The sequence below is a fragment of the Bacillus cereus group sp. MYBK79-1 genome, from assembly GCF_051915365.1.
Classification (GTDB): domain Bacteria; phylum Bacillota; class Bacilli; order Bacillales; family Bacillaceae_G; genus Bacillus_A.
In genome coordinates this window covers 34,840-60,028 of sequence record NZ_JBQAEO010000015.1, presented here as the reverse complement: position 1 = coordinate 60,028, position 25,189 = coordinate 34,840, and the positions used below count along the sequence as shown (strand labels likewise).

Below are 25,189 nucleotides of genomic sequence, written 5' to 3'. Positions count from 1 at the left end.
AATGAAAAAGAAAATCCTATTATGGATACTAGGGGTTATAGGAGTAATGATTATAGGCGGAGGAATATATGCTTATAATGTGTACTCAAAAGTCTCAAAAACATTAGATGAAGTTCATAAACCATTAAAGCGTGATGAAGGTAATAAGCAAGAAGAAAAAATCAATAAATCTGAACCAGTATCTATCCTATTACTAGGAGCCGATGAACGTGGTGAAGATAAAGGTCGCTCAGATTCTTTAATGGTTATTACTTTAAATCCTAAAAATAATTCAATGAAAACAGTAAGTATCCCTCGTGATACATATACCGAAATTGTTGGAAAAGGAAAAAGTGATAAAATCAATCATGCTTATGCATTTGGTGGAGTAGATATGTCTGTCGCAACTGTAGAAAAGTTCTTAAATGTTCCTATCAATTACTACATTGAAGTGAATATGGAAGGATTTAAAGATATTGTTGATGCAGTTGGTGGGGTAGATGTAAATAATGATTTAGAATTTACTGCGAATGGTCATCACTTTGCTAAAGGTAATGTACATTTAACAGGTGACCAAGCCCTAGCATTTACACGTATGCGTAAAGAAGACCCTCGCGGTGACTTCGGACGTCAAATGCGCCAACGTCAAGTAATGCAGGCTGTTATTAAGAAGGGTGCAAGCTTCTCTTCTTTATCAAGCTATGGCGATGTGTTAACAGCAATTCAGAAGAATGTGAAGACAAACTTAACGCAAGATCAAATGTTTGATATGCAAAAGAACTATAAAGATTGTTTGAAAAATAGTGAAGATATCCAAATCTCAGGTGACGGCCACAAGGCCGCTGATGGTATTTGGTACTATTACGTTCCAGATGCAGCAAAACAAGATATTACGAATAAGTTAAGAGCGCATCTTGAAGTGACGAAGTAATATGTAATAACCCAACTCCTTTGGAAGGAGTTGGGTTTATTTTTGCTTAGATTTATATTAGTATTATATATTGTGAGATTAATAGATGAGGTGAATCGATGAATAAGAAAGCAGTACTTGTCCTATTTATTTTTGTATTGTTTGTCGCTTCGGTTGTGAGCGGTAAATTATATTGGAATAAGAAGGTTGCGAATGCGACAGGACAGACGAGTGAAGTAACGAAAACGAAGTCTGAAGTGAAAGATAGCGGAGCGAAGAAAATAGAGAAAAAACAAGATGCGAAGTCATCTTTTAATGAAGCATATGCAAAGAATTTACCAGATGAAGTGAAAGAGAAGTTAAAGAAAGCTGCTGAGGATAACAAGGCAGTAAATCTTGTTATTGTTGGTGATGAAGCTTCTTCATCTGAAAAAGATGCTTGGGCAGCTAAGTTAACGGCTAATTTAGAAACTGCTTATGGTAAAGGTTTATGGAATGTGACGGTAAAGGAATATAAGGGTGAAAGTACGGACGAGTTAATCGCAAATAAGCGTGATAAAGAGATTGCGAAAGAAAATCCAGATGTGATTTTATTCGAACCACCATTTATTACTGACAATGGTAAAACTGGTAATGGAAACTCTGTTGCGAGTACACAGAAATTCGTGCAGGCACTTTCTACTAGTGCAAAGGGTGCTACGATTATGATTCAACCACCAAACCCAGTGTATGGTGCGAAGAATTATCCGAAGGCAATTGAAGCGTTAAAACAATTTGCGACGCAAAACGGTTATACATATGTGGATCACTGGGGAGCATGGCCTGATGCAGCAACGAAGGCTATCCTGCCATACTTAACAGAAGAGTTTGGTTTCCCAAGTGCTAAAGGGCATGAAGTTTGGGCACAATATGTAACGGATTATTTCGTTGCAAAGTAATAAAGGTACACAAAAGGTATACGAGCAATCGTATACCTTTTATAATAAGTAAGTGAGTAAGAAATCCTAATATATGTAGGAGGAAGACAATGAATTCAATCTTAATCTGCGGCGGAGCCGGTTATATCGGTTCTCACGCTGTGAAAAAATTAGTAGACGAAGGTTTATCTGTTGTAGTAGTAGATAACTTACAAACGGGTCATGAAGATGCGATTACGGAAGGCGCGAAGTTTTATAATGGAGACCTTCGTGATAAAGCGTTTTTAAGAGATGTTTTTACACAAGAAAATATTGAGGCAGTTATGCATTTCGCAGCTGATTCTTTAGTTGGAGTTAGTATGGAGAAGCCTCTTCAATATTATAATAACAATGTGTATGGTGCACTTTGTTTATTAGAGGTAATGGATGAGTTTAAGGTAGATAAGTTTATTTTCTCTTCTACTGCGGCAACGTATGGTGAGGTAGATGTAGATCTTATTACTGAGGAAACGATGACAAATCCAACGAATACATATGGAGAAACGAAGTTAGCAATCGAGAAGATGCTTCATTGGTATAGCCAAGCTTCTAATTTACGTTATAAGATTTTCAGATACTTTAACGTGGCTGGTGCAACTCCAAATGGTATTATTGGGGAAGATCACCGTCCAGAGACGCATTTAATTCCTCTTGTATTGCAAGTGGCATTAGGGCAACGCGAGAAGATTATGATGTTTGGTGATGATTATAATACACCAGATGGTACTTGTATCCGTGATTATATTCATGTTGAAGATTTAGTGGCAGCTCACTTCTTAGGTCTTAAAGACTTGCAGAACGGCGGAGAGAGTGATTTCTATAACTTAGGAAATGGTAATGGTTTCAGCGTGAAAGAAATCGTTGATGCAGTTCGCGAAGTTACAAATCATGAAATTCCTGCTGAGGTAGCACCGCGCCGTGCGGGAGATCCAGCACGTTTAGTTGCTTCTTCTCAGAAAGCGAAAGAGAAGTTAGGCTGGGATCCGCAGTATGTAAATGTGAAGACAATCATTGAGCATGCCTGGAATTGGCATCAGAAGAAACCTAATGGGTATGATAAATAAAATATAATAAGTGAAAGAGAGGGTATTGTCGTTCAACATATGTTCGACAATACCCTCTCTTTTTTTATAGGATTTTTGCTATACTAAACTGTACTATAATACGTGATGGAAGGAGGAGAATAATGAAAATACTTGTAGTTGATGATGAATCGAGCATTCGTAATTTGATTCGGATGCAGTTGGAGATGGAAAGGTATGAAGTATTGACAGCAGCTGATGGAAGAGAAGCTTTAGAGAAATGGAATGAAGGACCGGATGTTTTGATTTTAGATGTTATGCTTCCAGATATAGATGGGTATGAGCTGCTTCGTTTGTTCCGTGAGAAGGATAGAGATATTCCAGTACTCATGTTAACTGCGAAGAGTCAGATGAATGATAAATTGCTTGGTTTGCAGCTTGGTGCAGATGATTATGTGACGAAGCCATTTAATTATGCAGAGCTGATTCTTCGTGTCAAGAATATGACGCGGCGTGTGAAGAAGGAAGATGTCACTGTAAGTCATGAAGTAATCGGGGCGGGAGAGATAACGATTTGTCCTAAGGAAAGAAAAGTACATGTTAGTGGAGAAGAAATTCAGTTAACGTACCGAGAGTTTAATTTATGTCAGTTGTTTGTTTCAAATCCGCAGCGTGTGTTTATGAGAGATGAGTTACTTGAGAAAGTATGGGGATTTGAGTATATCGGAAATACGAGAGCGGTTGATATTATGGTGCAAAGATTGCGGAAGAAGTTAGGGAATAGCGGGGAATATATTAAGACAATTTATGGCGTCGGCTATAAACTGGATTGTTAAGTGGTGATGGTATGTCTTTAAAAAGAAATATGGTGTTTGGAATAGTTGGACTGTTAATCCCGATTTTTGTTCTTTTGTATGCAGTTGTGTATATTACGTTAGAAAAGAATATGTATCATAACGCGGCAAATTCTTTAGAGAAGTTAAGTGTAGAAGCACAAATTTATACGATGAATTATTTAGAGAAGGAAGCAGAGGTCGAGACGCTCGGTCCGAATTCACTTTTAATTGCTTCGTATTTAGCGAAGCGCATGGGTGTCCGTGTACAGATGATTGGGAAGAATGGAGATGTTGTTGCCGATACGCAAAAGGGAGCACTTCTTCATCGGAATATTGATATTGAGAGCTCTTTGAAGGGGAAGAAATCTTATGTTTTTGAAGAGGGAGACCCAGCTCCAATTCTTTTGTTTTCAAGCCCAGTTTATTATGGAAACGATGTCATTGGAAGTGTTCGTTTTATAAATGAGTTAACGGGTGAGAAGGAAGTTTTAACAAATGTTGGCTGGACGTTCTTAATGACATCACTTTGTCTAGTAGCTGCTGGTATTTTCTTTGCAATTCGTTTGGCAAAGTCTCTTCATAAGCCAATCGATCAGTTAAGACAAATGGCGCATCGGCTTGCGAATGGTGATTATAAAAGTAAGATTGAGCTAAATGAATATGTAGAAATTGCTCAGCTTTCAGCATCTTTTAATGCGATGGCCGATGGAATTGAGCTGCATATTAAGCAATTGAAAGAGGAGAAAGAGAAGCAGAAAGATTTCTTAGACCGTATTACGCATGAGCTAAAAACACCGCTAACTGCAATTATTGGCTATGTGGATTTAATTCCGAAGTTAAAGGCGCAGGAAGATGTACAGGAGAGCCTGCGATATGTAGCTGTAGAAAGTGAGCGTTTATTATCACTTGTAGAGGAATTACTTAAGTCTTCAAAGTACGGGACGAGTACGTTTGAAGTGTCACCTACAGTTGTGAATATAAAGGAATTAGCAGAAGAAGCAGTTTCAATTGTGAAACCTCGCCTGCAGAAATTTGAGATTGAAGTGATAAATGAGTTAACAGATGTACATGTTGTTGCAGATTTTGATAAGACGAAACAGATTTTCTTAAACGTGCTGGATAATGCGATAAAATATAGCGACGCTACGCAAATTCGTATGAATGTAATTGTAAATGAACGTGAAGCAAAGGTTTTTGTTCATGATGATGGCATTGGTATAGATGAAAGTGTGCTTGCAGAGTGGAATGAATCATCAAGCGGGAAGGTGCTGCCTTCTAGTTACGGGAATGGTTACGGTTTGTATATTTGTCAGGAGATTATGAATAAGCAGGGCGGAAGTATGCGGATCGAGAGTAGTGAAGAAATAGGGACTACAATATTTATTACATTCTTACTTCCGAGACGGATGGAAGACATAAAAAACTTGAAAGCGGTTAAATGATACATTTATGAAACAATTATGCGGTATTTTCGAAACAACGTTTTTTTATCTTGGAGGTAGGCAGAAATGAAAAGGCTATCATTTCAAATTCTTATGTTTGTTCTTTGTATAATTGTTTCTCTTATTTTGTTTTATGTGATGGAGAAGCAAATATACAACCGAATCACAATAGTGAATGACAAACAAACTGTTTTACAAAGAGTGAATGAATCCCTGCCTACTGAAATGAAGGTTAGGCATGAAAAGTGGGGAGAAATCGTTATAACGGATGAAGTTCGTTTGCATACGATTGTTTCATTCTTTGACCGAATTCAAATAGAACCGAGAGAGGCTAAGGATCAAGAACAAGTATTTACTGGAGAAGTAACGTACTTGAATGGACATAAACGTACTTTTGCAGTAGGTGACTTGTTCCAGTACGGGGCTGATATGTACGGAAAGAATGGTACGGATCCAATGATTTCAGCATTCCAAACGTATTTGTTAAGCCTGTATTACACACCAGAGCGTATTAGTGATTTTTTTGCGTCAGCACAGGATGTTATAGTACGCCAAGGTGATGTAGAACGTGCGATGAATGTTACGCACATACTTGATTCGGTTCGGTATGCAAAGCAAATTACGGATTACGGAGAAATACAGAAATTATTACAATCACAGAATGAACCGATTGCTTATATTACAGCTTATAAAACAGGGAAGCGTGTAAAGAATGAGCGGGAGGATATTCTAACTATTTCTGTGTATCCATCGTACTTTGTTGTGCAATATCTCGGTGATAATAACGGGAATGTCATGTATATGAAGGGCTCCCTAGCAGAGTTGTTTGTAAAGGAGAATGTGTCATGAGAAAGATAGCCTTTTTCTTCTTTTTGCTAGTAATTGGAGGAGCGATGTCTAGTTGCTCTCGAGATACAACCTCTATTAAATATAATAAAAGTGGTCTCCCTATTTTGGATGATCGTCATCTTGTTGCGTATGTAGCAGCACGCGAGGAAGTTGGTGAAGCTTTGCTTTCATCATTTTGTAAACCACGCGGCTGTACGTATGAATTTATTCGTCTTTCGACAGAAGAGCTTCTTCGGAGAGTAGAAGAGGAAGCTGGAAATCCGAAAGCGGATATTATTATTGGTGGTACGGTAGATGCGCATCAAATGATGAAACAAAAAAATCTATCTATTCCTGTTGCGAGTCAGCATGCGAACCGTATTTCCAAAACTGTTAAAGATAAAGACGGTTATTGGTACGGTTATGAAGTGGAGAAACTGGCAATTGCAATCAATAAAGAGCGGTGGAATGAAGAAATAGCACTGCTCGGACTTCCTTATCCATCAAGGTGGCAAGATTTATTAAATCCAGTATATAAGGGACAGATTGTTATGCCAGATCCGAATGTATCAGGAACAGCATATACGTTTTTTCAATCACTTATTGATACTGTAGGTGAAGAGGAAGCGAAGGAATATGTGAAGAACCTTGCAGGGCAAGTTGGTGAAGTAACGGTGAATGGTTATATACCGGCAGAACTTGTTGCGAGCGGTGAGTATATGATAGGCATCAATTTCATGGGAGACCAGAGAATGCTTCAAAAACAAGGCTTTCCAATTGTAAGTATTATACCTGAGCAAACAGGATTATCTGTTAATGCGATTTCGAAACTAAAACGTGCACCGAATGGTATTATTTCGGATTTATTTATTAATTATTGTTTATCAGAAGAAGCGGGTCACATTTTAGAAAAAGTTTCGTTTGGCGTACCAACGATGTTTGCGAAGAATGAGAAAGAAATAGAAGGACAGCCGGTTAGAAGAACAAACCAAAATATATCAAATAGCGGAATAATCGAGATATGGAATAGACAGCGTCTCTCTCAGAAGTGAGAAAAGGAGACGAAAATATATGTTTAAATGGCTTAAGCCAGCACCTGCAATTGAGAGATTGCCAGCAGATATGATTGATCGAGTATACAAATTATTACGTATTCGTGTATTGATGGGAATTTCAGTTGGGTATGCTGCTTATTATTTAGTTCGTAGTAACTTTACGTTATCAAGTACGTATTTAGTACAAGAATATGGATTTAGTACAGCTGAAATTGGACTGCTAGGTTCAATCATGGCAATTGTTTATGGATTTAGTAAGTTCTTTATGGGGAATTTGTCAGATAAAGCTTTCGCCCAGCGCTTTATCGCAGTCGGTTTATTCTTATCAGGGCTTGTAAATATTTGTTTCGGTTTTGCATCGTCATTTGGAATGATTGTTACACTACTTGTTCTAAACGGCATTGTACAAGGTATGGGAGCACCACCTTGTAGTATCGTTATGACGAAATGGTTCTCGAAGAAAGAACGCGGTACGAAAACAGGTATTTGGAATATTTCACATAACGTTGGCGGAATGCTTGTACCACCACTTGTTGGAATTGGGGTAGCTATTTTTGGTGAAAACCATTGGCAAGGCGGCGTGTTTATTTTCCCAGCGATTATCGCAATGGTAATTTCCGTTCTTGTTTGGATTAATGCGAAGGATACACCAGAATCAGAAGGTCTTCCTCCAATTGATGAGTATCGTAATGACTATGAGAATCTTGAAAAAGCAGATCATGCTAACAAGATGTCACCAAAAGAAATTTTGATGAAGTATGTAGTGAAAAATAAATTTGTATGGTTCTTATGTATTGCGAATGCATTTGTTTATTTAATTCGTTTCGGCGTTATTAACTGGGTTCCACTTTATTTAACGACAGTTAAAGGTTTCTCAAAAAATGAAGCACATGCGGCGTACGCAATCTTTGAAGGTATGGCAATTCCAAGTTCATTAATCGTTGGTCTTTTAAGTGATAAATTATTTAAAGGAAAACGTATGCCATTATGTATCATTAGTATGGTCGGAGTTGTTATTGGTACGTTTGTATATTGGCAAGCAACTAGCATACTTGTTGTAAGTATTGCAGTTTCTATTATCGGTTGTTTAATTTATGTACCACAGTTTTTAATCGGTTTAAGTGCGATGGAATTAGTACCGAAATTTGCGGTAGGTACGACAGTTGGTATGTGTGGTCTGTTCGGTTATGTAGGCGGAAGTCTTGTAGCAAACGCAGCAATCGGTGTTATTGTTGATCGTTCTGGCTGGGACGGTTGCTTCATCTTACTATTAACAGGTGCAATTTTATCAACAATCTTCTTGTTCATCGTTCAACGTGGGCATGAGGGGAAAAAAACTAAAGTAGCGTAATATTTTGTTTGAAAAGCTATCCAATTATCATTTTGGATAGCTTTTCTTATATTAATATAACCTTTCCTTAAATCTATCTTAAAAGACAATATGTCATATTTCTAATCATTGGAATTTTTGTTACAATATAAATGGATGTGTAAAACTTTGTAAAAAGAATGTAATAATATGTAATTTGTTTTCAGAAAGTTTTATACAATTTTTATATTAAACTATTAAGTTATAAAGGGAGCGAGAAAATGGTACCAAATACGGTTCGTACTCCAAACAAGAAGAAGAAATGGATTATCATGGGAGTTATTGCACTAATTGTTATTGTAGCGGCAGTTAATATTTTTGTAATGCAAGGGAAGAAGAAGGGCGCAGCAACAACGGCTGATGCTGTGAGTTTTGAGAAGGTAACGGAGCGAAAGCTTAATAATACGAAGTTAATTGCGGGACAGGTGAAACCTGCAAATATTGAAAGTTTCTATGCTGATCCGACTAAAGGAAAAGTGAAAGAAATTGTTGTGAAAGAAGGACAAGAGGTAGAAAAAGGCACGAAGTTATTCTCTTATGATAATGAAGAAATGAATCTTCAAATGAAGCAAGCTGAGCTTGATCAGAAGATGGCGGATATGCGTTATGATCAAGGTAAAAAGAAGATTGATTCGCTGAAGAAAGAAATCAAGAAGGCGAAAGACAGCGGAGCTGGGAAAGAAATAACAGATCCGATGGAAGAGCAAGTAAGTGAGTTAGAGATGGCACAAAAGACAACTGATCTTGAGAAAGAAAAAGGAAAGTTGCAAAAAGAAGAGTTAAGTAAAAAGCAGAAAGAACTTACGGTTTATAGTAATTTTGCTGGTGTCGTTCAAAAGTTAGATAAAGATGCGGCGCAAAGTTCTTCTCAAGCATTAGGTGGTCAAGGGAAAGCATTTTTACAAGTGGCGTCTAAAGATCCATTCCAAGTTCAAGGAACGTTAACTGAGCTTCAGAAGTCACAAATTCAACCAGATCAAACATTTACTGTTACTGCGAAAGCAAATAATAAGAAGAAGTGGACAGGTAAGATTACAGAGGTAAGTGAGTTCCCAACGAGTGCAGAGATGGCTCAAGCAGGTGGTATGGGTGAAGCGACGCAAAATATGTCTCAATATACATATAAAGCAAGTCTTGATACGCAAGATGGTCTATCTCCAGGTTATCATGTTTCCCTGCAAGTAAATTTAGAGAATAAGACGATGATTGCTGTTCCAACTAAGAGCATTGTAGAAGAAGGCGACGATGCATTTGTTTATATTGAAGAGGAAGGAAAGCTTCGTAAACAAAATGTGAAAAAAGGTTCTACTGATGGAGATTGGACAGAGATTGTTGAAGGCGCAAAAGTGGGGCAAAAGGTGGTAAAGAATCCTTCCGACAACGTGTATGACGGAATGGAAGTGAAAGAGAAATGATTACGTTAAATAATATTTCTAAAACGTATTATCAAGGGAAGTTGGCAGTGCCGATCTTGCATGATATTAGTGTAACGATTCAAAGCGGTGAGTTCGTTTCGATTATGGGACCATCTGGTTCTGGTAAATCAACGCTTATGAATATTATCGGTTGTTTGGATCGTCCAACAGAAGGCGAATATATGCTGAATGATGTGAATATCTTAACAGCAGATGAGTCAAAGCTTGCTTTAATTCGTAATGAATATATTGGTTTTGTGTTTCAGCACTTTAATTTGCTTCCGCGTCTTTCAGCGGTAGAAAATGTTGAACTTCCGCTCGTATACGGTGGCGTGAAGAAAGCAGAACGTCGTCAAAGAGCTCTGGAAGCGCTTGGTAAAGTCGGTTTGTCAGACAGAGTTCACCATTTACCGAACGAGTTATCAGGTGGACAGAAGCAGCGTGTAGCGATTGCAAGATCGATTGCGAATAATCCAACGTTCATTATGGCCGATGAACCAACTGGTGCGCTTGATACGAAGTCTGGTGAGCAAGTTATGAATATTTTCACGAAGCTTAATGCAGAAGGTACAACGATTGTTATGGTTACGCATGAAGAAGAAGTAGCAGCGTATTCTTCCCGCCGCATTGTACTGCGAGACGGGAAAATTACAGAAGATAGAAGGTGTGCGGTATGAGTTTACTAGATAGTATAAAAATCGCTCTATCTTCTATTTTAGCTCATAAACTGCGTTCAGCTCTTACGATGCTCGGTATTATTATCGGAGTAGGTTCGATTATTACTGTCGTTGCAATTGGGCAAGGCGGGGAAGCGATGCTGAAGTCGAAAATCGCTGGTTCTGGTAATAACCTTATGCCAATTCAGTTTCAACCAGATATGAATGATGAGTTTGCTATAGGTGGATTTGAAATACCAAAGTTAACGGAAGAGGATATTTTGGAAGTAAAACAAGTGAAAGATGTTTCACATGTTATTACGACAAACCAGAATTCAGAGGTGCTTGATGTAAATGATAAAAAAGCAAATCTGAATGTAATTGGTCTTGATAATGAATATTTTGCGGTTCATAAAGTAAAGGTTGTAAAGGGACGTACTTTAAACGAATCAGATATTTCTCATGCAAATAATGTTGTGATGATTAGTACAAAAACAGAAGAGACGTTATTTAAGGACGTAAATCCAGTAGGACAAATTATTGAGATGAAAGGACAACCGATGCAAATTGTCGGTGTGTATACATCTGATAATGAGTTTATGGGATTTGAAATGGAAGAAGGGTTAATTCCGATTACGTTATGGCCTGTTTTATACGGAACAGATGAAATTCAAAGTATCGCAATTCAATCTAAAAATGTAGACAATTTAGAAACCGCGGGGAAACAAGCTGTCGATATATTAAATAGTCGTAAGCCAAGCGAAATTCCAGGTAAATATGAATTAGTAAACTTAAAAGAATTCCAAGAAGGTGTTTCTAAAGTTACTAACATTATGACGATGATCATCGGCGGTATTGCGGGTATTTCATTAGTCGTTGGTGGTATCGGTGTTATGAATATTATGCTTGTATCCGTAACGGAACGTACGCGCGAAATTGGAATCCGTAAAGCACTTGGAGCAACGCGTAGTAAAATTTTATTACAGTTTTTAATTGAAGCAGTTATGTTAACGCTTCTAGGTGGCTTAATCGGAATTGGTCTTGGATATGGCGGGGCATATATCGTTTCCACATTTGCGAAATGGCCACCACTTGTTTCGTGGGAAGTTGTCGTTGGAGGCGTACTATTCTCTATGACACTTGGTATTATTTTTGGATTAATTCCAGCAAACAAAGCTGCGAAATTAGACCCAATTGAAGCATTACGTTATGAGTAATTAATAGTGTAGTAGAACTACACATTACCGTTCTAGTGGGCGGTTCGTAGCCTCATATGAGGAAGTGAACCACCCACTAGAACGGGTTATATACATAGAAGGAGGCGTTATAGTGGAAGCGAATTTGAATACACAAAAAGTTGGCGGAGAGAAGCCATCATTATTGGGGATGATTACTTCTCCAGGCTTACAGTTTGAGAGAATGAAGACGAGCGAGAAAGTTTGGGGTATGTTCTTCCTAGTTGCGTTGCTACAAGGACTTTTAAGTGGTTTGGAAGCATATATTATGAATACATCACCTGAGATGATTAAATTTCAAAAAGAATTAGGTGGTGAATTTGCAGGACAGAGTTCACTTACATCCGAAGTTATTTACGGTACTGTATCGGGCACTGTAGGTGTTATGCTTGCAACGTTTGTTATTGCAGCTATATATAAAGTATTTATGATGTTTTACGGGAATGATACTTCTTATAAAAAGCTAGTAATGATCCTTGTATATACAAATGTTGTTGTTATTATTGGTAGACTTATTAATGCTATTATAGCTTTCAGTTTAGGCGATGGATTCACGTCTTATACGAGTTTAGGGATGTTATTTGAAGAAGGTTCACTCGCTTATGGAATCGGTAGTACGATTGAAGTATTCTATTTATGGAATATTGCTTTAATTTGGTTAGGACTGCAAATTACAGCGGGAGTAAGTAAAGTGAAAGCAGCTATTCCAATTATCGTTTTATTCATCATTAAAGCGGTATTCTTAGCGGCTATTGTTATGTTAATTGCGGCATTCTTACCGAATATGCCAGTATAAATAAGGGGGCGTTATAATGGAAACGAATATTAATACGCAAGATGCAGGTGGGAAGAAGCCATCGTTGTTTGGGATGATTACTTCTCCTGGTTTACAGTTTGAGAGAATGAAGACTAGTAATGCAGTTTGGGGTGCGTTTTGGATACTTACTGTATTAGGTGGACTTGTTGCAGGTTTTGCTGCTTATGTGTATTCTTTAACTCCTGAAGCAATTAAATTTAATAAGGACTTAGGTGTTACTGTTTCACCTGAAATGACGTTTGGGACAGGTGTAGTATTTGGCGCTATTGGTATGGCGATAGGTTTTTTTGTTAGCGCAGCAGTATACAAAGTGTTAATGATGTTAATGAGCAATGATACTTCTTATAAAAAATTATTAGCGATTACTGTATATTCAAGTATTATTTCACTAATTGGTTTATTAATAAACACCGTTTTAGCATTTGTGTTAGGCGGATCAGGTCAAGAAATGTATACTGGTTTAGGACCGGTTTTCGCTTCAAGTGGTGGTGCTTTGAAAGGTATTGCAAATAGCATTGAAGTATTTACAATTTGGGGATTTGTAATCACGTGGTTAGGTCTTCAAATTACGGCTGGTTTAAGCAAAAAGAAAGCAACTATTCTTATGGTTGTATTCTTTATCTTAACTATTGGATTTGGCGCAGTAAAAGGGATGTTCCAATAATACCCATGTTTTAAGTCGCTAGAAAGAAATACAGCAATTATAAAAGTAATTGCTGCATTTTTGTTAAAAGGAGAAGGTATATATGTTTAAGAAATTATTAGTAAATTTTTTGTTCATGTTAGTTGTATTATTGCTAGCTGTAGAATATATGCCGAATAAGAATCCGTATATATTTGTTGGCGTTATAAGCAGTATTTTAGCTACAGGTTTATATGCAATCGATAAATTCTTCAAACGTATACCTACAGAATAGTATAAATCGAAAATGTATAAACAAGAGGTTCCTTCTTATGTATAGAAGGAATCTTTTTTATTTTTACCCTTATTTCAAATACCATCAGCAGAATTTCAAATTCTACTTCATGTAATTTCAAATTACGGCGGTAGTATTTGAAATTACTCACAGTGAAATCGCTTCTTTATTTTTATATTGTGGAGGTACCGGCGGAATAACAAAGAGGTATACCTTTTAGAAGTGGGTACTGTGTGAAACCAGCAACTTTTAAAGAGGCAGTTGTGTTATATGAAGGTATGATTGTAAATCAAATAAAGAAGCTAGGTATTCGTCAAGATTATGAAGAGTATTATCAATGTGGTTTAATTGGTCTTTGGCATGCGTATGAAAGATTTGATGCGGAGAAGGGAAGTTTCCCTGCATATGCAGTTGTAACGGTGCGAGGTTATATATTAGAGAGGTTAAAGAAAGAGTTCGCCTTGCAAGAAAGGAACGTTTACGTAGGTGAATATGAGGAGATTTTTACGTCTGAAGATGCTGAAATAAGAGCGAAGGACTTTATGAGTGTATTAGATGAGAAGGAGAAGTACATTATTTTCGAACGTTTTTTTGTAGGGAAGACGATGGGGGAGATCGCTAGCGAGATGGAAATGACTTATTATCAAGTGAGATGGGTGTATCGGCAAGCACTTGAGAAAATGCGAAATAGCTTAAGAGAATAAATGTTATCATAAGAATGGAAGGCAAGGGATATTGCTTTCCATTCTACTTATTCTGTTACAGTAGTAAGTGTAATAAGAGGTTTTTAGATTGTAGCGAATCTTGCATGTTCATACGTGATAATACGTATCCGGCTTTTAATAATTGTTGTTTTAACTTATGGGGACTGATATGTATGGTTGTAGTTGTACCATTGGAAAAATGAATGTTAGCTTTTTTACTCTTTTTAAAAAAATCTATGTCATCTATATGGTTATAAAATAGCCATATACAGTCTGGAGAAGAAGGAGATTCTGTCGGGAAAGCACAAATATATTCTCGATGATTAATTGGAATTGGGACATTTTGCTTGAATTTAAAGTTTGTTTGAACCGCTTTCCGTCTACCTTGATAAGTAGAGTGAACATTCTTTAGACAAGATTGCTTAATGAGTTGGAGAGCAGTTTGACAGGAGTAAAGATGGTTCCCGCTACTGTCGATCATTTTTGTTTGATAATAAGGGTGCTTGTAAGGCTCTAACATCATTGTAGAATTAGAAATAATAATATCATTTTCTTCATTCATAAATTTGATTCCCCCTTTATAAATGATAATAGTTCTCGATATTATTATATACGAATTAAGTAAATTAATTGTTAATATTCTGTTTCGTATTGTAAATTTTGGTTATTTGTTTACAATCAATAGATGATAGTCTTTCTAATTTGCATCGCTTGTACATATATATGAAAATAGAAAAGAGTAGGCGGTGAGATAGTATGAAGAAAAGGTATATTATTATGGCTCTAGTTGTTGTTCTTCTAGTATATTTAGCAAATAGTAATCCGAGTAAAGGTGAATATACGGACTGGGCAGCAAAGCAGTTTATGAAACGTAATGATGTAAGTAAGAAGCTAGACGAAGTTCAAAAGGAAAATGAAGAGGGCCTCCTTGGCGATTTAGCATCGGCTGGTAAGAAGTTGGCGAAAAAATATGTTGAGCCACAAGTTGGATTATTAATCGAGAATTATACGAAGCGAAATGATTATATTTTCTTCTCAACATATACGACCGAGTTTGATATAGGCGGAGAACACTATAAATATGTATGCGTCGGATTTTCAAAAATCTTTATTCCAATTGAAATGCCGAAGAAAAAAGACGAATCTGCAAAATGATGCAGGTTCGTCTTTTTGTTTATAAATTAATTGGAACTTCAGATACATTCTTTTCTACGAGACGGGCTCCTTTTTTTCGGGTATTTTCATTAATTGATGAAAATACAGATGAGGCCAGGATGGTATCCATTACTTGATTTACGACTTGTGCATCGACAGGTGTGATCGGTTTCTCGATAGAAAAAACAACTGTTTTTCCATCTTCTTTCGTGAAAATTAATTCTAGTACTTGCATACGTTGTTTCCTCCTTTTTATTTATTCCGCTATATGCGGGCAGCGCGACCAGTGTTGGCTCATAATCAGCGGGGGATGAACACCCCACTGATTAAAGTTTCACCTTATAGACTAGAAAGATCTGATGTGCTAACAAGTTGTACAGCGTGAAGTGGTGATGCTTGTAAGGAAGCAAGAGCACGTGCTACGTTTTGTACTTGCTCTAAGTTTGCGTTTGTTTTAACACGCTTAAATTGTTTGTTCTTGAAAACTGTTTTTCCGTTCTTATCCAATCCATTGTTTAAGACAAGACGTAAAGTTAAGTCCATTACGATTGTTTCGACTGCCATGTTTATCACCCCCTTTCACTTTATAAATAGGTTGTGAATGTCATGTTTTGGCGTGAAATTTTTTCTTTTTTTTGGTACGCTTAAAAGACTAAGAGAGGGGTTTCGGAAGAATGAAGCGTAAATGGTTATTTTGGATTCCTGTTTTACTATGGATGGGATTGATTTTCTATTCCTCGGCACAACCGTATAAAAAGCAGGATATGCGTTCGGATATTGAACAATATGTAAATGTTGAGTTTGTGAAAGAGCATTTTTCATGGGTATCTATCGATTATGGCGGTGGTACACCTGTTAGTATTGCAAATAAAGGTGTAGGCGGATTTATTGAGTTTTTCCTGCGTAAAGGAGCTCATTTTATGGTGTTCTTTATGCTCGGTTCATTGACGTATTATGCTTTTCATCGACTAGGTTATTCGAGAAAAAGGTGCTTTATATACGCTCTTCTTTTCGTTGCGGGATATGCAACATTTGATGAAATTCATCAATGGACTACGGGAGATCGTACACCGATGTGGCAAGATTCATTACTGGATACGTGCGGCGGATTAACAGGAATTATAATAAGCAATTGGTTTTGGAATAGAAAAAGGAGCTAATCTTTTGGGATTAGCTCCTTTTGTTTATACACCAAGTAATTCTTTTAGTTCATCTGTAGATAGTTCGGTCATCCAACTATCGGTTGTAATGACGGCGTTGTTTAATGATTGTTTTCTTTCTAACATTTCATCAATTTTCTCTTCTAGTGTCCCCGTTGTAATCAGTTTATGAACGTGAACGAAGCGTTTTTGACCAATGCGATATGCGCGGTCTGTTGCTTGGTTTTCTACAGCTGGATTCCACCAACGGTCGTAGTGAATGACATGGTTGGCAGCGGTTAAGTTTAAGCCAGTTCCACCTGCTTTTAACGATAAGATAAAAATGTCATACGTTCCGTTTTGGAACTGCTCGATCATTTTGTCACGTTCTTTCTTCGGTACACTACCGTTTAAGAAGAGGACGCGCTGACCGAAATGTTCTTCTAACACACTTTTTAACATGTTCCCCATACCGATGTATTGCGTGAAGATTAAACAACTTTCATTTTGATCTTTTATATTTTCAATGAGTTCCATTAACGTGCTCGTTTTCATGGAACGTTCGATAATATCTTTTGGTTCTGTTTCTTTTAAATAAAGAGCAGGGTGATTACAAATTTGTTTCAGTTTGTTCAGCATGAGTAATATAAATCCGCGTCTTTCAATCCCGCTTAATCCTTCTACATTTTGCAATGTATCTTGCACAAGTTGTTCATATAAGGAAGCTTGTTCACCAGTAAGTGGACAGTACGCTTTCTGTTCTTGTTTATCTGGTAAGTTTAATGCGACTGTTTGATCTTTCTTCGTACGACGCAGTAAAAACGGCGAGATAAAACGTTGAACTTGTTGGATTTTTCCTTCGTCACGGTCCTTTTCAATTGGTGAGACGAAACGGCGCTGGAATTGTCCTAAACTGCCAAGATATCCATGATTAATAAAGTCGAAAATAGACCAAAGCTCGGCAAGTCGGTTTTCCATCGGTGTACCGGTTAAAGCGATTTTGTGATTTGCTGGCAAGTTTCGTACTGCTTTTGACTGTTTCGTATGTGGGTTTTTAATATTTTGTGCTTCATCCAAAATAACAGCGTCCCAGCATAACGTACTAAGTTCTTCTTCATCAAGCTGAGCTAATGCATAAGATGTTAATACAACATCTGCTGATTGAAGGAAGTCTTTAAATGATTCGCCTTTCGCACGGTTACTTCCATAGTGTAACTGAACACGTAAATTTGGTGCGAAACGCTCAAATTCTTTTTGCCAATTTCCAAGAACAGATGTCGGTGCCACGATTAGGGCAGGTCCTGTTTGGAGATTATTCTCTTTTATATATAGTAAGTATGTGATTGTTTGAATACTTTTTCCAAGTCCCATGTCGTCAGCTAACAATGCGCCGAATCCAAGTTTTCTTAAATATAATAACCACTCAATGCCATGTTGTTGATACGGGCGGAGTGTGGCGTTTAGTGAAGAAGGAACATCTACTTTTGGAATATCTCCAATGTGTAAGAGTTTTTGGAATAGCTCTTCATAATATCCATCTAGCTCGATTTCAATATCGGTAAATGGACTATCGTCTTCTACAATTTCTGTTTCAGCAGTGTTTGATAAATGTTGCTGAAGGACATCTTTCATTTCGAGTCCATATTTATCGGCACGGTTCATGAGCTTTCGTACTTCTTCAATAAAGGCTGGATCCAGTCTCATCCATTGACCATTTATATTGAATAATCGTTTGTTTTGTTCAACGAGTTCGAAAAATTCGCTTTCTGATAAATCAATGCCGTTCGTTGAAATGCGCCAGTCGAAATTAACGAGTGTATTCATACCAAAGAAAGATTGTGTTTGCGTCGCATTTTGCTTCAGTTGCACACGTAATTTTGGTTTTGTTGCTTTTAAATTTTGCCACCATGATGGTAGTAAAATCGTAATACCTGCAGCGAGTAATTCGTTACTTGCTTCTGTTAAGAAGTTCCACGCTTCTGTTTCAAAGAGCTCACTTCGGAATGTATCCTCTTCTTTTAACCATGGTACGAGCTTACTGAAGCCTTCTTGTGTTTCAAGAATACGCTCTTCATAATCGTGCCATCGTTTTGGTAAAGAATCGATACTTTCATATACATATATGCGATGTGCCCCGCGCTTTGGTGTAACAACCGTCTCAAGCTTCCACATTTCAAATTCTTCTTGCGGTTCTTGCAGTCTTAAGCCGATTGTAAAGGGAAGGTCGTCTTCAATGTAACCAATCTTTCGAAGCCAATCTTCTTCATGTAGCGCTGCATCCAATTGTCTTTTCGTAAAGTCGTAATGTTCATAAAGTCTCTTTGCATCTTCCCATCCGTCGTTCGAGCGGTTATCTTGTAATATGCTTTCATTTACCGCAGCCGAGAAAAGGGATGCCAATGTGTCATCTTCGATTGGGGTATTTTGAACTTTCCAAGATGGTTGTTTGGGCCAACGCTCCATATCAGGTACGAAGCTACCACTAGTGAAGACATCCCATAATTCATTCGCATCTTTCATAAGTGCTGTAATAGGGCCATTCATTTGAATATGTGCAAAGGAGTTCATCGGTTTATTAGCGATGTATTCAAATGCTTGTGCGTTCGTTAGCATAACACCTTGTTTTCCTTCAAAGGTTGCTTCTTTTAGAAACGTGCCGTAGAAGGAAGTAGCGTGCCATGTAAATGCATTTCGTTTCCAACTTGTTACGGATAATGGAGTACCGCTGTCATCTTCCCCCCAAAGGAACCAACCGTGACTAACGTGCTGGAGCCTAATTGTTACTTCAGTTTGATTGATCATCGATTAATTTTCCTTTCCGTAATTCCTCTTGTAGTGCACGCAGACGTGAATGTAAGTTTGCGATGTGAATAATGAAAGCATCCCATTCATCAGTGCGCTTCAATCGTTTATATAATGTACGTAATTTCTTTAAGTAGCGAACTGCACGTCTATATGATTTGCGGTTTCGCTCTTCAATGGCTTCTACGGCAGCAAGGTGATAAAGAGGAAGTGCCGCTTCTGGTGCTTCCTTTTCAATATCTTTCAGCGGCTCTTTCAAAAGTTCAATTGCTTCAAATCCATGTAAGAGCTGAAGTTCTGCCCATGTACGATATTGCTTCTTTGCCAGTACGTATTGCTCATAGTTTGCGAAACTATATGGTAATAGCTCTTGCAAAATCATTTCGAATCCAGCTTGTTCATTTGTATGGGTTGCATACGTTTCATACATGATGACGAATAAGTGAACGATATCTTTTATGAAAATCGTATTTTCGTGCTCATGTATCGTTTTCTTCACTTGTTTATACGTAAAAGAAAGCCAATTCTTCGCACGATCCCACTTCATTGCACTTAATAGCTCTTCTAACCAATAGAAGTACAGACTTACAACAGAAGCAGGCTGTTTCTTCAGTAAGTCCATCGCTAATAGATCTTCATCATTTAAAAAGAGTAGATGAGAAGATGCTAATGCTTTGGAAAGTGGATTGATTTTCGTATCGATTCGTTTTTCTTCTTCATGTAGTTGCTCTTTATTGTGTAACAGTTCACTCCATATGTGACGATAAATAAAGAATCTCTCTTGCGTATAAGCGTCGGTGGAGAAGAATACTTCGTGAACGAGACGAGCTGTTTCTTGCAAAATTGGTTCAGACTCTGAAGGAATCGCTTCTGATTGTAAGTCCCGAACGATGGATTCCACTTTATCTACTAATAAGCGAACGACGTTAACAGGCTGGTGATAAGAATACGTTTTATTTGCTTCGAAGTCCTGAATTTCTTCTAATAATTTTTGAAAGCAATAAAGCGCTGCATGTAGCCTGAACAACTCATGTATCGCAACGATACGCGGAGCTTTCCGTTCGAGTTTCGTATAGAAATCTGTAAAAATACTCATAAGAAAATACATTTGTTTATAAGTAAGCCGAGCTTGTTCTTTTTTAAATGAATCATATTCGTTATCAAAATATGATTGCCAACTTTTATAATCCGTTTCTTCAAACGCTGATGATTGCAATACTTGTCTTGCAGTTCGAATAGGAGGAAGGGAAGGTTTCGTATTATTTTTGAATAAAGTTAATACATCTCCTACTTGCCCGAAACTAGATGCTGCAGATAGTAACACAGCGAGCATATGCTCACATTGCGTTGGTGCAAAGCAATCGCAATAGCTTTCCGCGACGTTACGAATCGGGATATGGACGCTATATACGTTGCCTGCAGCATCTACAGTTCCTGATAGCGTATAACCATCAAAGTCAACGTTGTAGACAACACCACTACGATATAGGTGCCGAGCTGTAGCGACATGTTCCTGATCAGCTGTTTGCTGTGGATCTAGTCCTTGAACGAACTCATTCGCAATCATCATAATTTCATCTTTCGTAATTGAGTGTTGCAGCATAATATTCCTCCGTACACATATTTCTTTCCTCTACCATTATAAACAAAAAATGCTCAAAACAGAAAAAATGAAATTTGGATTATCATATTGTAACTGTGAATGGAGATGGAAAGGTGTTTTTCAATATTTTTGAACAGCATCTTTTTTGTAGTTTACTTCTCTTATCAATCTTTGTCGGTAAATCGATATTTCGTGTCGAATCGTTGATATATTATAAGTTATGATAGGTATATTCGGAAAATCGTTGATATATTTTTATCTACTCATGTTTAAGAAGGAAAAATAAAAAGGATATCACTTAGCCGAAAAAATCCGGCGAGGTGATATCCTTTTTTACAATTATGAGCGCGTTTTCGTTAAGACCGCTTGTACATATGGATCACGTAATATTTGTTCGATCATTGGCAACATGTTTTGTTCAAATGGAATGTCGATAGGAAATGGTTTTTGTGAGCCAGGTTTAATTCCATATTGGACAATTTTGTAATGTGTATTTTCTTCAGAGTTGAGCACAATTAATTTATATCGATTGTCATCGCCAGCAAGTGAAAAGTCAATCGAAGTAGCTTCGTATGTTACTTCATCTTTATATATATACGGTTTTGGTGTACCGATCCAGTCTACTTTTGCTTGTATATTCATGGACGTAACCTCCTTATATGTATTATAAAAAAATAAAAGCCAGCTCTCAACAAAGAGAACTGGCCTTAGCAGTCATTGGTTATTTTAAAATTTTCACTTTAACAGTTTTGCGTCCCCATTTTTTAGCAGCGCTATCTGATCCAAGTAGGATGTCGATACGGTTACCTTTAATCGCACCGCCAGTATCTCCAGCGATAGCTTCTCCGTAACCTTCTACCCATACTTTAGATCCTAATGGGATTACTTTCGGGTCAACAGCGATCATTTTCATGTTTGGGTTCGCTGTTAAGTCATGACCCATTGCAGTTAATACACGGCCACCGTATGTGCCACCGTTTTCGCTCGGATGAGCTGTATATGCTGTAGCTACAACTGTTAACTCACGACCATTAGAAGGTTCGCTAGTTTCAGCAGCTTTCACAGCAGGCTTAGCAGCTGGTTTTGCTTGTGCTGCAGGTGCTTTAGCTGGTGCTACAGTTTTAGCAGGAGCAGGTTGTTCTTGTTTCTCAATAACAGGTGCTGTACCTGTTAAGAAAGGAACGTGAACATAAGCTGTTTTCCCGTTATATTCAAATTGTAACCATTCATTTTGTACTTGGTTCGTCGTTTCGATCATATCGTCTTTCTTAAGCGTCCCAAGAATTTCTGAGTTTGTGTTCGCTTCAGCACGCACGTTTAATACGTTAGCTGTTACGTAGTAGATGCTTTTTGTGAACTCTGCACTTACGAATGCGTCTTTACCATCTAAAGTGATTTTTGACCATCCGTTCTCTGTATTTTGAACATCTATTTTATTACCGTTTAGTAATTTACCGACAACTTTTGATTCAGTAGTAGGGTTTTCGCGTACATTTAGTACATCTGTTGTTACAACAGTTTCTGCATTAGCAGATGATGTGAAAATCCCAAGACCAAAAACTGCTGCTGTTGCTATTCCAATTAATTTTTTCATGATAGCCTCCATTGCGTTTGTTTTCGTGTCCTCATTATAGCAACAGATTTTTTCGGATTTCAGGAAAACACACAATTACAAACCATTCGTAATAAGTCGTTAACATCCTGTAATATAACAAAAAATATAGGAAAGCGTTTTTTATTCTATATGATTAGTAGGTTTCTACTTATATTCAAAATATTTAATACAACATATTGTTTTCGGTGTAAATAAAAATATTACAGGAGTGTTACATGATGTTTACTAAACGATTACATTCCTTGAGTATTTTACCGTTTTATGGGTAATATAGTTATATAAACATAAACATTTCGTTTGTGAAACTATAAACACGCGCTATATACTAGCAAAAAAACCGCATAATTGTTACAAAAAGAAAGGGTTGCAAGGAAGAAATTTGCCCTTTTTTACACCTGTAACACATCCTTTTTTGGGAAAATACATTCCCATCCGCATTTTTCTCGCACAATTTGACAGCAGTATTTCTATCTTGTAGCTCTTGCAGAGTGAAAAAGGTTATACGGAAGGTAAGGCTGTCCATAAGAATTCGAATTGGTGAAGGTGAGAGTAAGAAAATCACCGCAAAAATGATAGTTTTCTATCCGATTTTACATATCGGAATTTATGTTATTTACAAAAGTGAAACCTACGAAGGGGGATTTGATGAGGAAACTAACAAAAACATTCATTGCTTCATTAACATTATGTATTGCATTTACACTTTGGGGGATTATTCCCGAATCTATTATTGGAAAAGGTAGCTTAGGAAATGTAACAACTGCGATTCAAGCTGCATTAGTTAGTAAGTTTGGATGGTTCTATATTATTTCTGTTTCTATTATTTTAGGTGTGTCTATCTTTTTAATTGTTTCGAAATACGGTTCTATTCGTTTAGGTAAAGATGATGACGAGCCTGATTATAGTTATATGACATGGTTTGCTATGTTATTTAGTGCTGGTATGGGTATCGGTTTAGTTTTCTGGGGCGTTGCGGAACCATTAAACCATTTATACGCACCTCCGTTTGGAGAAGGTGCAACTGAGGAAAGTGCGCGTCTTGCACTACGCTTTTCATTTTTCCATTGGGGATTACATCCGTGGGGACTATATGCATTTGTAGCGCTTTGTATTGCTTACTTTACTTTTAGAAAAGGAAAAGCAAGTACAATTAGTGCGACAGTAGGCCCGTTATTTAAAGGCGGGGACCATGGGCGTATTGCTCATTTATTTGATGTATTAGCTGTTTTCGCGACTGTATTTGGCGTTGCAACATCATTAGGACTTGGTGCAAAACAAATTGCAGGTGGTGTTAGTTATTTAACATCTATCCCAAATTCATTGACGACTCAGTTAGTTATTATTGCAATCGTAACCGTGCTATTTATGTTATCTGCGCAAACAGGTCTTGATAAAGGAATTAAATATTTAAGTAATACAAACATTATTTTAGCATTTGCTCTTATGGTTATCGTATTATTTGCAGGTCCAACGAACTTTATTATGAATTATTTCACTTCAACAATTGGTGCTTATCTTCAGGAATTGCCAAGTATGAGTTTCCGATTAAGTCCATTAGATGAAGGCGGAAATCAATGGATTCAATCGTGGACAATTTTCTACTGGGCATGGTGGATTGCATGGTCACCATTCGTAGGTACGTTTATTGCCCGTGTTTCACGAGGACGTACCATTCGTGAGTTTGTTATCGGTGTGTTACTTGTCCCGACTGTAATTGGTGCGCTTTGGTTCTCTGTTTTCGGCGGAACAGGTATTCATATGGAGCTATTCGGTGATGCGCATATCTTTGAAAAAGTGAAAGAGATGGGAACAGAAGTAGGATTATTCGCTATGTTTGATCAGATGGGAAGCTTTGGATCAGCCTTATCTGTCCTAGCCATTCTTCTTATTTCTACATTCTTTATTACATCTGCAGATTCTGCGACATTCGTTTTAGGGATGTTAACGACACATGGTAGTTTAAATCCGCCAAACCGCATTAAAATGATTTGGGGTATCGTTCTAGCAGCGTTAGCTTCTATCTTATTATATGTAGGTGGATTAGAAGCCTTACAAACGGCAGCTATTATTGCAGCATTCCCATTCGTCTTCGTTATTTTCTTTATGATGGCAGCATTGTTTAAAGAGTTACAAAAAGAAGGGCGTATGAAGCGTCATAAATAATAGAAGGAAAAAGAGCTGATTACGTATCAGCTCTTTTTTATATAGAAGGGATTTTAAATACAAGTAAGGGAAATAAAATACTTTACTATATAAGTAGTATGCCTTTTATATAAAGAAAAATCGATACATTTCGACAAATTCCGATATTTTGTAAATTCTATTCACATTTTTGACAAAAAATTGTCGGAAATGTGTTGTCACGTTTATGTATATGTGCTATATTATTTCCTGTAAGCGATTTCAAATAGTTTTAAAGCGCATTCAAGGGGGACATCTAGAATAATGAAACGTTACGAAAGAAAGTGGAAGCATATTTGTTTGAAACGTGTGGCACATCGTAGTGTCCAAGAAAACACGGAACCTAAGACTGAAACGCGCAAAGAACAGCAAGAGAAGCAATTGGTTCTACAAAAATAGCAATCACTTTTTCGTATATAAATGAAGGTCGATCGTTCGTTGGGGGATGGACGTGAAATTACTTTCAGCTAAGGGGTATTGTCTGATATATAATTTATACGGCAATAAATAAGCACAGAGCATACGGCGCTCTGTGCTTATTTTTATCCCGCTT

The 25,189-nt window shown here is 37.3% G+C and carries 25 protein-coding genes; 18 read left to right on the top strand and 7 right to left on the bottom strand.

The window, feature by feature from the left end:
* Window position 1: 1 nt before the first annotated feature.
* From tagU to ACTFOB_RS20725, 15 genes are all read left to right on the top strand, one after another.
* Complete coding sequence (gene tagU / locus ACTFOB_RS20795; protein WP_440028630.1) at window positions 2-910, top strand: polyisoprenyl-teichoic acid--peptidoglycan teichoic acid transferase TagU; 909 nt, start codon at window positions 2-4, stop codon at window positions 908-910.
* 98 nt (window positions 911-1,008) lie between these two features.
* Window positions 1,009-1,827 carry an SGNH/GDSL hydrolase family protein gene (locus ACTFOB_RS20790; protein ID WP_440028633.1) on the top strand — a complete coding sequence of 273 codons (819 nt, stop codon included), beginning with the start codon at window positions 1,009-1,011 and terminating at the stop codon, window positions 1,825-1,827.
* Between the two features lie 89 nt (window positions 1,828-1,916).
* Window positions 1,917-2,909, top strand: coding sequence for a UDP-glucose 4-epimerase GalE (gene galE, locus ACTFOB_RS20785; protein ID WP_001084646.1), 993 nt, complete (start codon window positions 1,917-1,919; stop codon window positions 2,907-2,909).
* A 122-nt stretch (window positions 2,910-3,031) separates the two neighbouring features.
* Window positions 3,032-3,703, top strand: coding sequence for a response regulator transcription factor (locus ACTFOB_RS20780; protein ID WP_440028637.1), 672 nt, complete (start codon window positions 3,032-3,034; stop codon window positions 3,701-3,703).
* Between the two features lie 11 nt (window positions 3,704-3,714).
* Window positions 3,715-5,145: a HAMP domain-containing sensor histidine kinase gene (locus ACTFOB_RS20775; RefSeq protein WP_440028640.1), complete on the top strand. Its 1,431-nt coding sequence runs from the start codon at window positions 3,715-3,717 to the stop codon at window positions 5,143-5,145.
* Window positions 5,146-5,211: 66 nt separating this feature from the next.
* Window positions 5,212-5,994 (top strand): DUF3919 family protein, encoded by a 783-nt coding sequence (locus ACTFOB_RS20770; protein WP_440028642.1) that lies wholly within the window; start codon window positions 5,212-5,214, stop codon window positions 5,992-5,994.
* Entirely contained in the window at window positions 5,991-7,025 is a 1,035-nt protein-coding gene (locus ACTFOB_RS20765; RefSeq protein ID WP_440028644.1) for an ABC transporter substrate-binding protein, read from the top strand. Before ACTFOB_RS20770 ends, ACTFOB_RS20765 begins: the two co-directional genes overlap by 4 nt.
* A gap of 19 nt (window positions 7,026-7,044) precedes the next feature.
* Complete coding sequence (locus tag ACTFOB_RS20760; protein WP_440028646.1) at window positions 7,045-8,379, top strand: MFS transporter; 1,335 nt, start codon at window positions 7,045-7,047, stop codon at window positions 8,377-8,379.
* Window positions 8,380-8,618: 239 nt separating this feature from the next.
* Window positions 8,619-9,812 carry an efflux RND transporter periplasmic adaptor subunit gene (locus ACTFOB_RS20755; protein ID WP_440028649.1) on the top strand — a complete coding sequence of 398 codons (1,194 nt, stop codon included), beginning with the start codon at window positions 8,619-8,621 and terminating at the stop codon, window positions 9,810-9,812.
* The gene (locus ACTFOB_RS20750) at window positions 9,809-10,489 is read left to right on the top strand and encodes an ABC transporter ATP-binding protein (RefSeq protein ID WP_440028651.1); all 681 of its coding nucleotides are present in this window, start codon (window positions 9,809-9,811) and stop codon (window positions 10,487-10,489) included. The genes ACTFOB_RS20755 and ACTFOB_RS20750 overlap by 4 nt, the downstream gene beginning before the upstream one ends.
* Window positions 10,486-11,685, top strand: coding sequence for an ABC transporter permease (locus ACTFOB_RS20745; protein ID WP_440028654.1), 1,200 nt, complete (start codon window positions 10,486-10,488; stop codon window positions 11,683-11,685). Before ACTFOB_RS20750 ends, ACTFOB_RS20745 begins: the two co-directional genes overlap by 4 nt.
* A gap of 112 nt (window positions 11,686-11,797) precedes the next feature.
* Complete coding sequence (locus ACTFOB_RS20740) at window positions 11,798-12,499, top strand: Yip1 family protein (protein WP_440028655.1); 702 nt, start codon at window positions 11,798-11,800, stop codon at window positions 12,497-12,499.
* 16 nt (window positions 12,500-12,515) lie between these two features.
* Window positions 12,516-13,184 carry a Yip1 family protein gene (locus ACTFOB_RS20735; RefSeq protein WP_440028657.1) on the top strand — a complete coding sequence of 223 codons (669 nt, stop codon included), beginning with the start codon at window positions 12,516-12,518 and terminating at the stop codon, window positions 13,182-13,184.
* 82 nt (window positions 13,185-13,266) lie between these two features.
* Window positions 13,267-13,437 carry a hypothetical protein gene (locus ACTFOB_RS20730; RefSeq protein WP_440028659.1) on the top strand — a complete coding sequence of 57 codons (171 nt, stop codon included), beginning with the start codon at window positions 13,267-13,269 and terminating at the stop codon, window positions 13,435-13,437.
* Between the two features lie 233 nt (window positions 13,438-13,670).
* Window positions 13,671-14,141, top strand: a complete 471-nt coding sequence (locus tag ACTFOB_RS20725) for a sigma-70 family RNA polymerase sigma factor (RefSeq protein ID WP_440028661.1) — start codon at window positions 13,671-13,673, stop codon at window positions 14,139-14,141.
* Window positions 14,142-14,196: 55 nt separating this feature from the next.
* On the opposite strand, the gene ACTFOB_RS20720 is transcribed toward ACTFOB_RS20725, so the two are convergent.
* Entirely contained in the window at window positions 14,197-14,703 is a 507-nt protein-coding gene (locus ACTFOB_RS20720; RefSeq protein WP_440028663.1) for a competence protein ComK, read from the bottom strand.
* Between the two features lie 194 nt (window positions 14,704-14,897).
* Between ACTFOB_RS20720 and ACTFOB_RS20715 the strand changes: the two genes are divergently transcribed.
* On the top strand, window positions 14,898-15,296 hold the full coding sequence (locus tag ACTFOB_RS20715) for a DUF4359 domain-containing protein (protein ID WP_016085527.1): 399 nt from the start codon (window positions 14,898-14,900) through the stop codon (window positions 15,294-15,296).
* Window positions 15,297-15,315: 19 nt separating this feature from the next.
* Here the strand turns inward: ACTFOB_RS20715 and ACTFOB_RS20710 are convergent, their stop codons facing one another.
* Window positions 15,316-15,531, bottom strand: coding sequence for a DUF2922 domain-containing protein (locus tag ACTFOB_RS20710; RefSeq protein ID WP_440028665.1), 216 nt, complete (start codon window positions 15,529-15,531; stop codon window positions 15,316-15,318).
* A 104-nt stretch (window positions 15,532-15,635) separates the two neighbouring features.
* Complete coding sequence (locus ACTFOB_RS20705) at window positions 15,636-15,860, bottom strand: DUF1659 domain-containing protein (RefSeq protein WP_000257706.1); 225 nt, start codon at window positions 15,858-15,860, stop codon at window positions 15,636-15,638.
* A gap of 110 nt (window positions 15,861-15,970) precedes the next feature.
* Between ACTFOB_RS20705 and ACTFOB_RS20700 the strand changes: the two genes are divergently transcribed.
* Window positions 15,971-16,456, top strand: a complete 486-nt coding sequence (locus ACTFOB_RS20700) for a VanZ family protein (RefSeq protein ID WP_088064833.1) — start codon at window positions 15,971-15,973, stop codon at window positions 16,454-16,456.
* 24 nt (window positions 16,457-16,480) lie between these two features.
* On the opposite strand, the gene ACTFOB_RS20695 is transcribed toward ACTFOB_RS20700, so the two are convergent.
* The 4 genes from ACTFOB_RS20695 to ACTFOB_RS20680 all read right to left on the bottom strand — a co-directional run bounded on the left by ACTFOB_RS20695 (window position 16,481) and on the right by ACTFOB_RS20680 (window position 22,434).
* Entirely contained in the window at window positions 16,481-19,237 is a 2,757-nt protein-coding gene (locus ACTFOB_RS20695) for a DEAD/DEAH box helicase (protein ID WP_440028667.1), read from the bottom strand.
* On the bottom strand, window positions 19,221-20,840 hold the full coding sequence (locus tag ACTFOB_RS20690; RefSeq protein WP_440028669.1) for an SWIM zinc finger family protein: 1,620 nt from the start codon (window positions 20,838-20,840) through the stop codon (window positions 19,221-19,223). The genes ACTFOB_RS20695 and ACTFOB_RS20690 overlap by 17 nt, the downstream gene beginning before the upstream one ends.
* Window positions 20,841-21,179: 339 nt before the next feature.
* Entirely contained in the window at window positions 21,180-21,482 is a 303-nt protein-coding gene (locus ACTFOB_RS20685; RefSeq protein ID WP_440028670.1) for a DUF3910 family protein, read from the bottom strand.
* A gap of 79 nt (window positions 21,483-21,561) precedes the next feature.
* Window positions 21,562-22,434: a cell wall-binding protein EntA gene (locus ACTFOB_RS20680; protein WP_440028672.1), complete on the bottom strand. Its 873-nt coding sequence runs from the start codon at window positions 22,432-22,434 to the stop codon at window positions 21,562-21,564.
* A 666-nt stretch (window positions 22,435-23,100) separates the two neighbouring features.
* On the opposite strand from ACTFOB_RS20680, the gene opuD reads away from it, so the two are divergent.
* Entirely contained in the window at window positions 23,101-24,618 is a 1,518-nt protein-coding gene (opuD, locus tag ACTFOB_RS20675) for a glycine betaine transporter OpuD (protein WP_440028674.1), read from the top strand.
* Window positions 24,619-25,189: the final 571 nt, after the last annotated feature.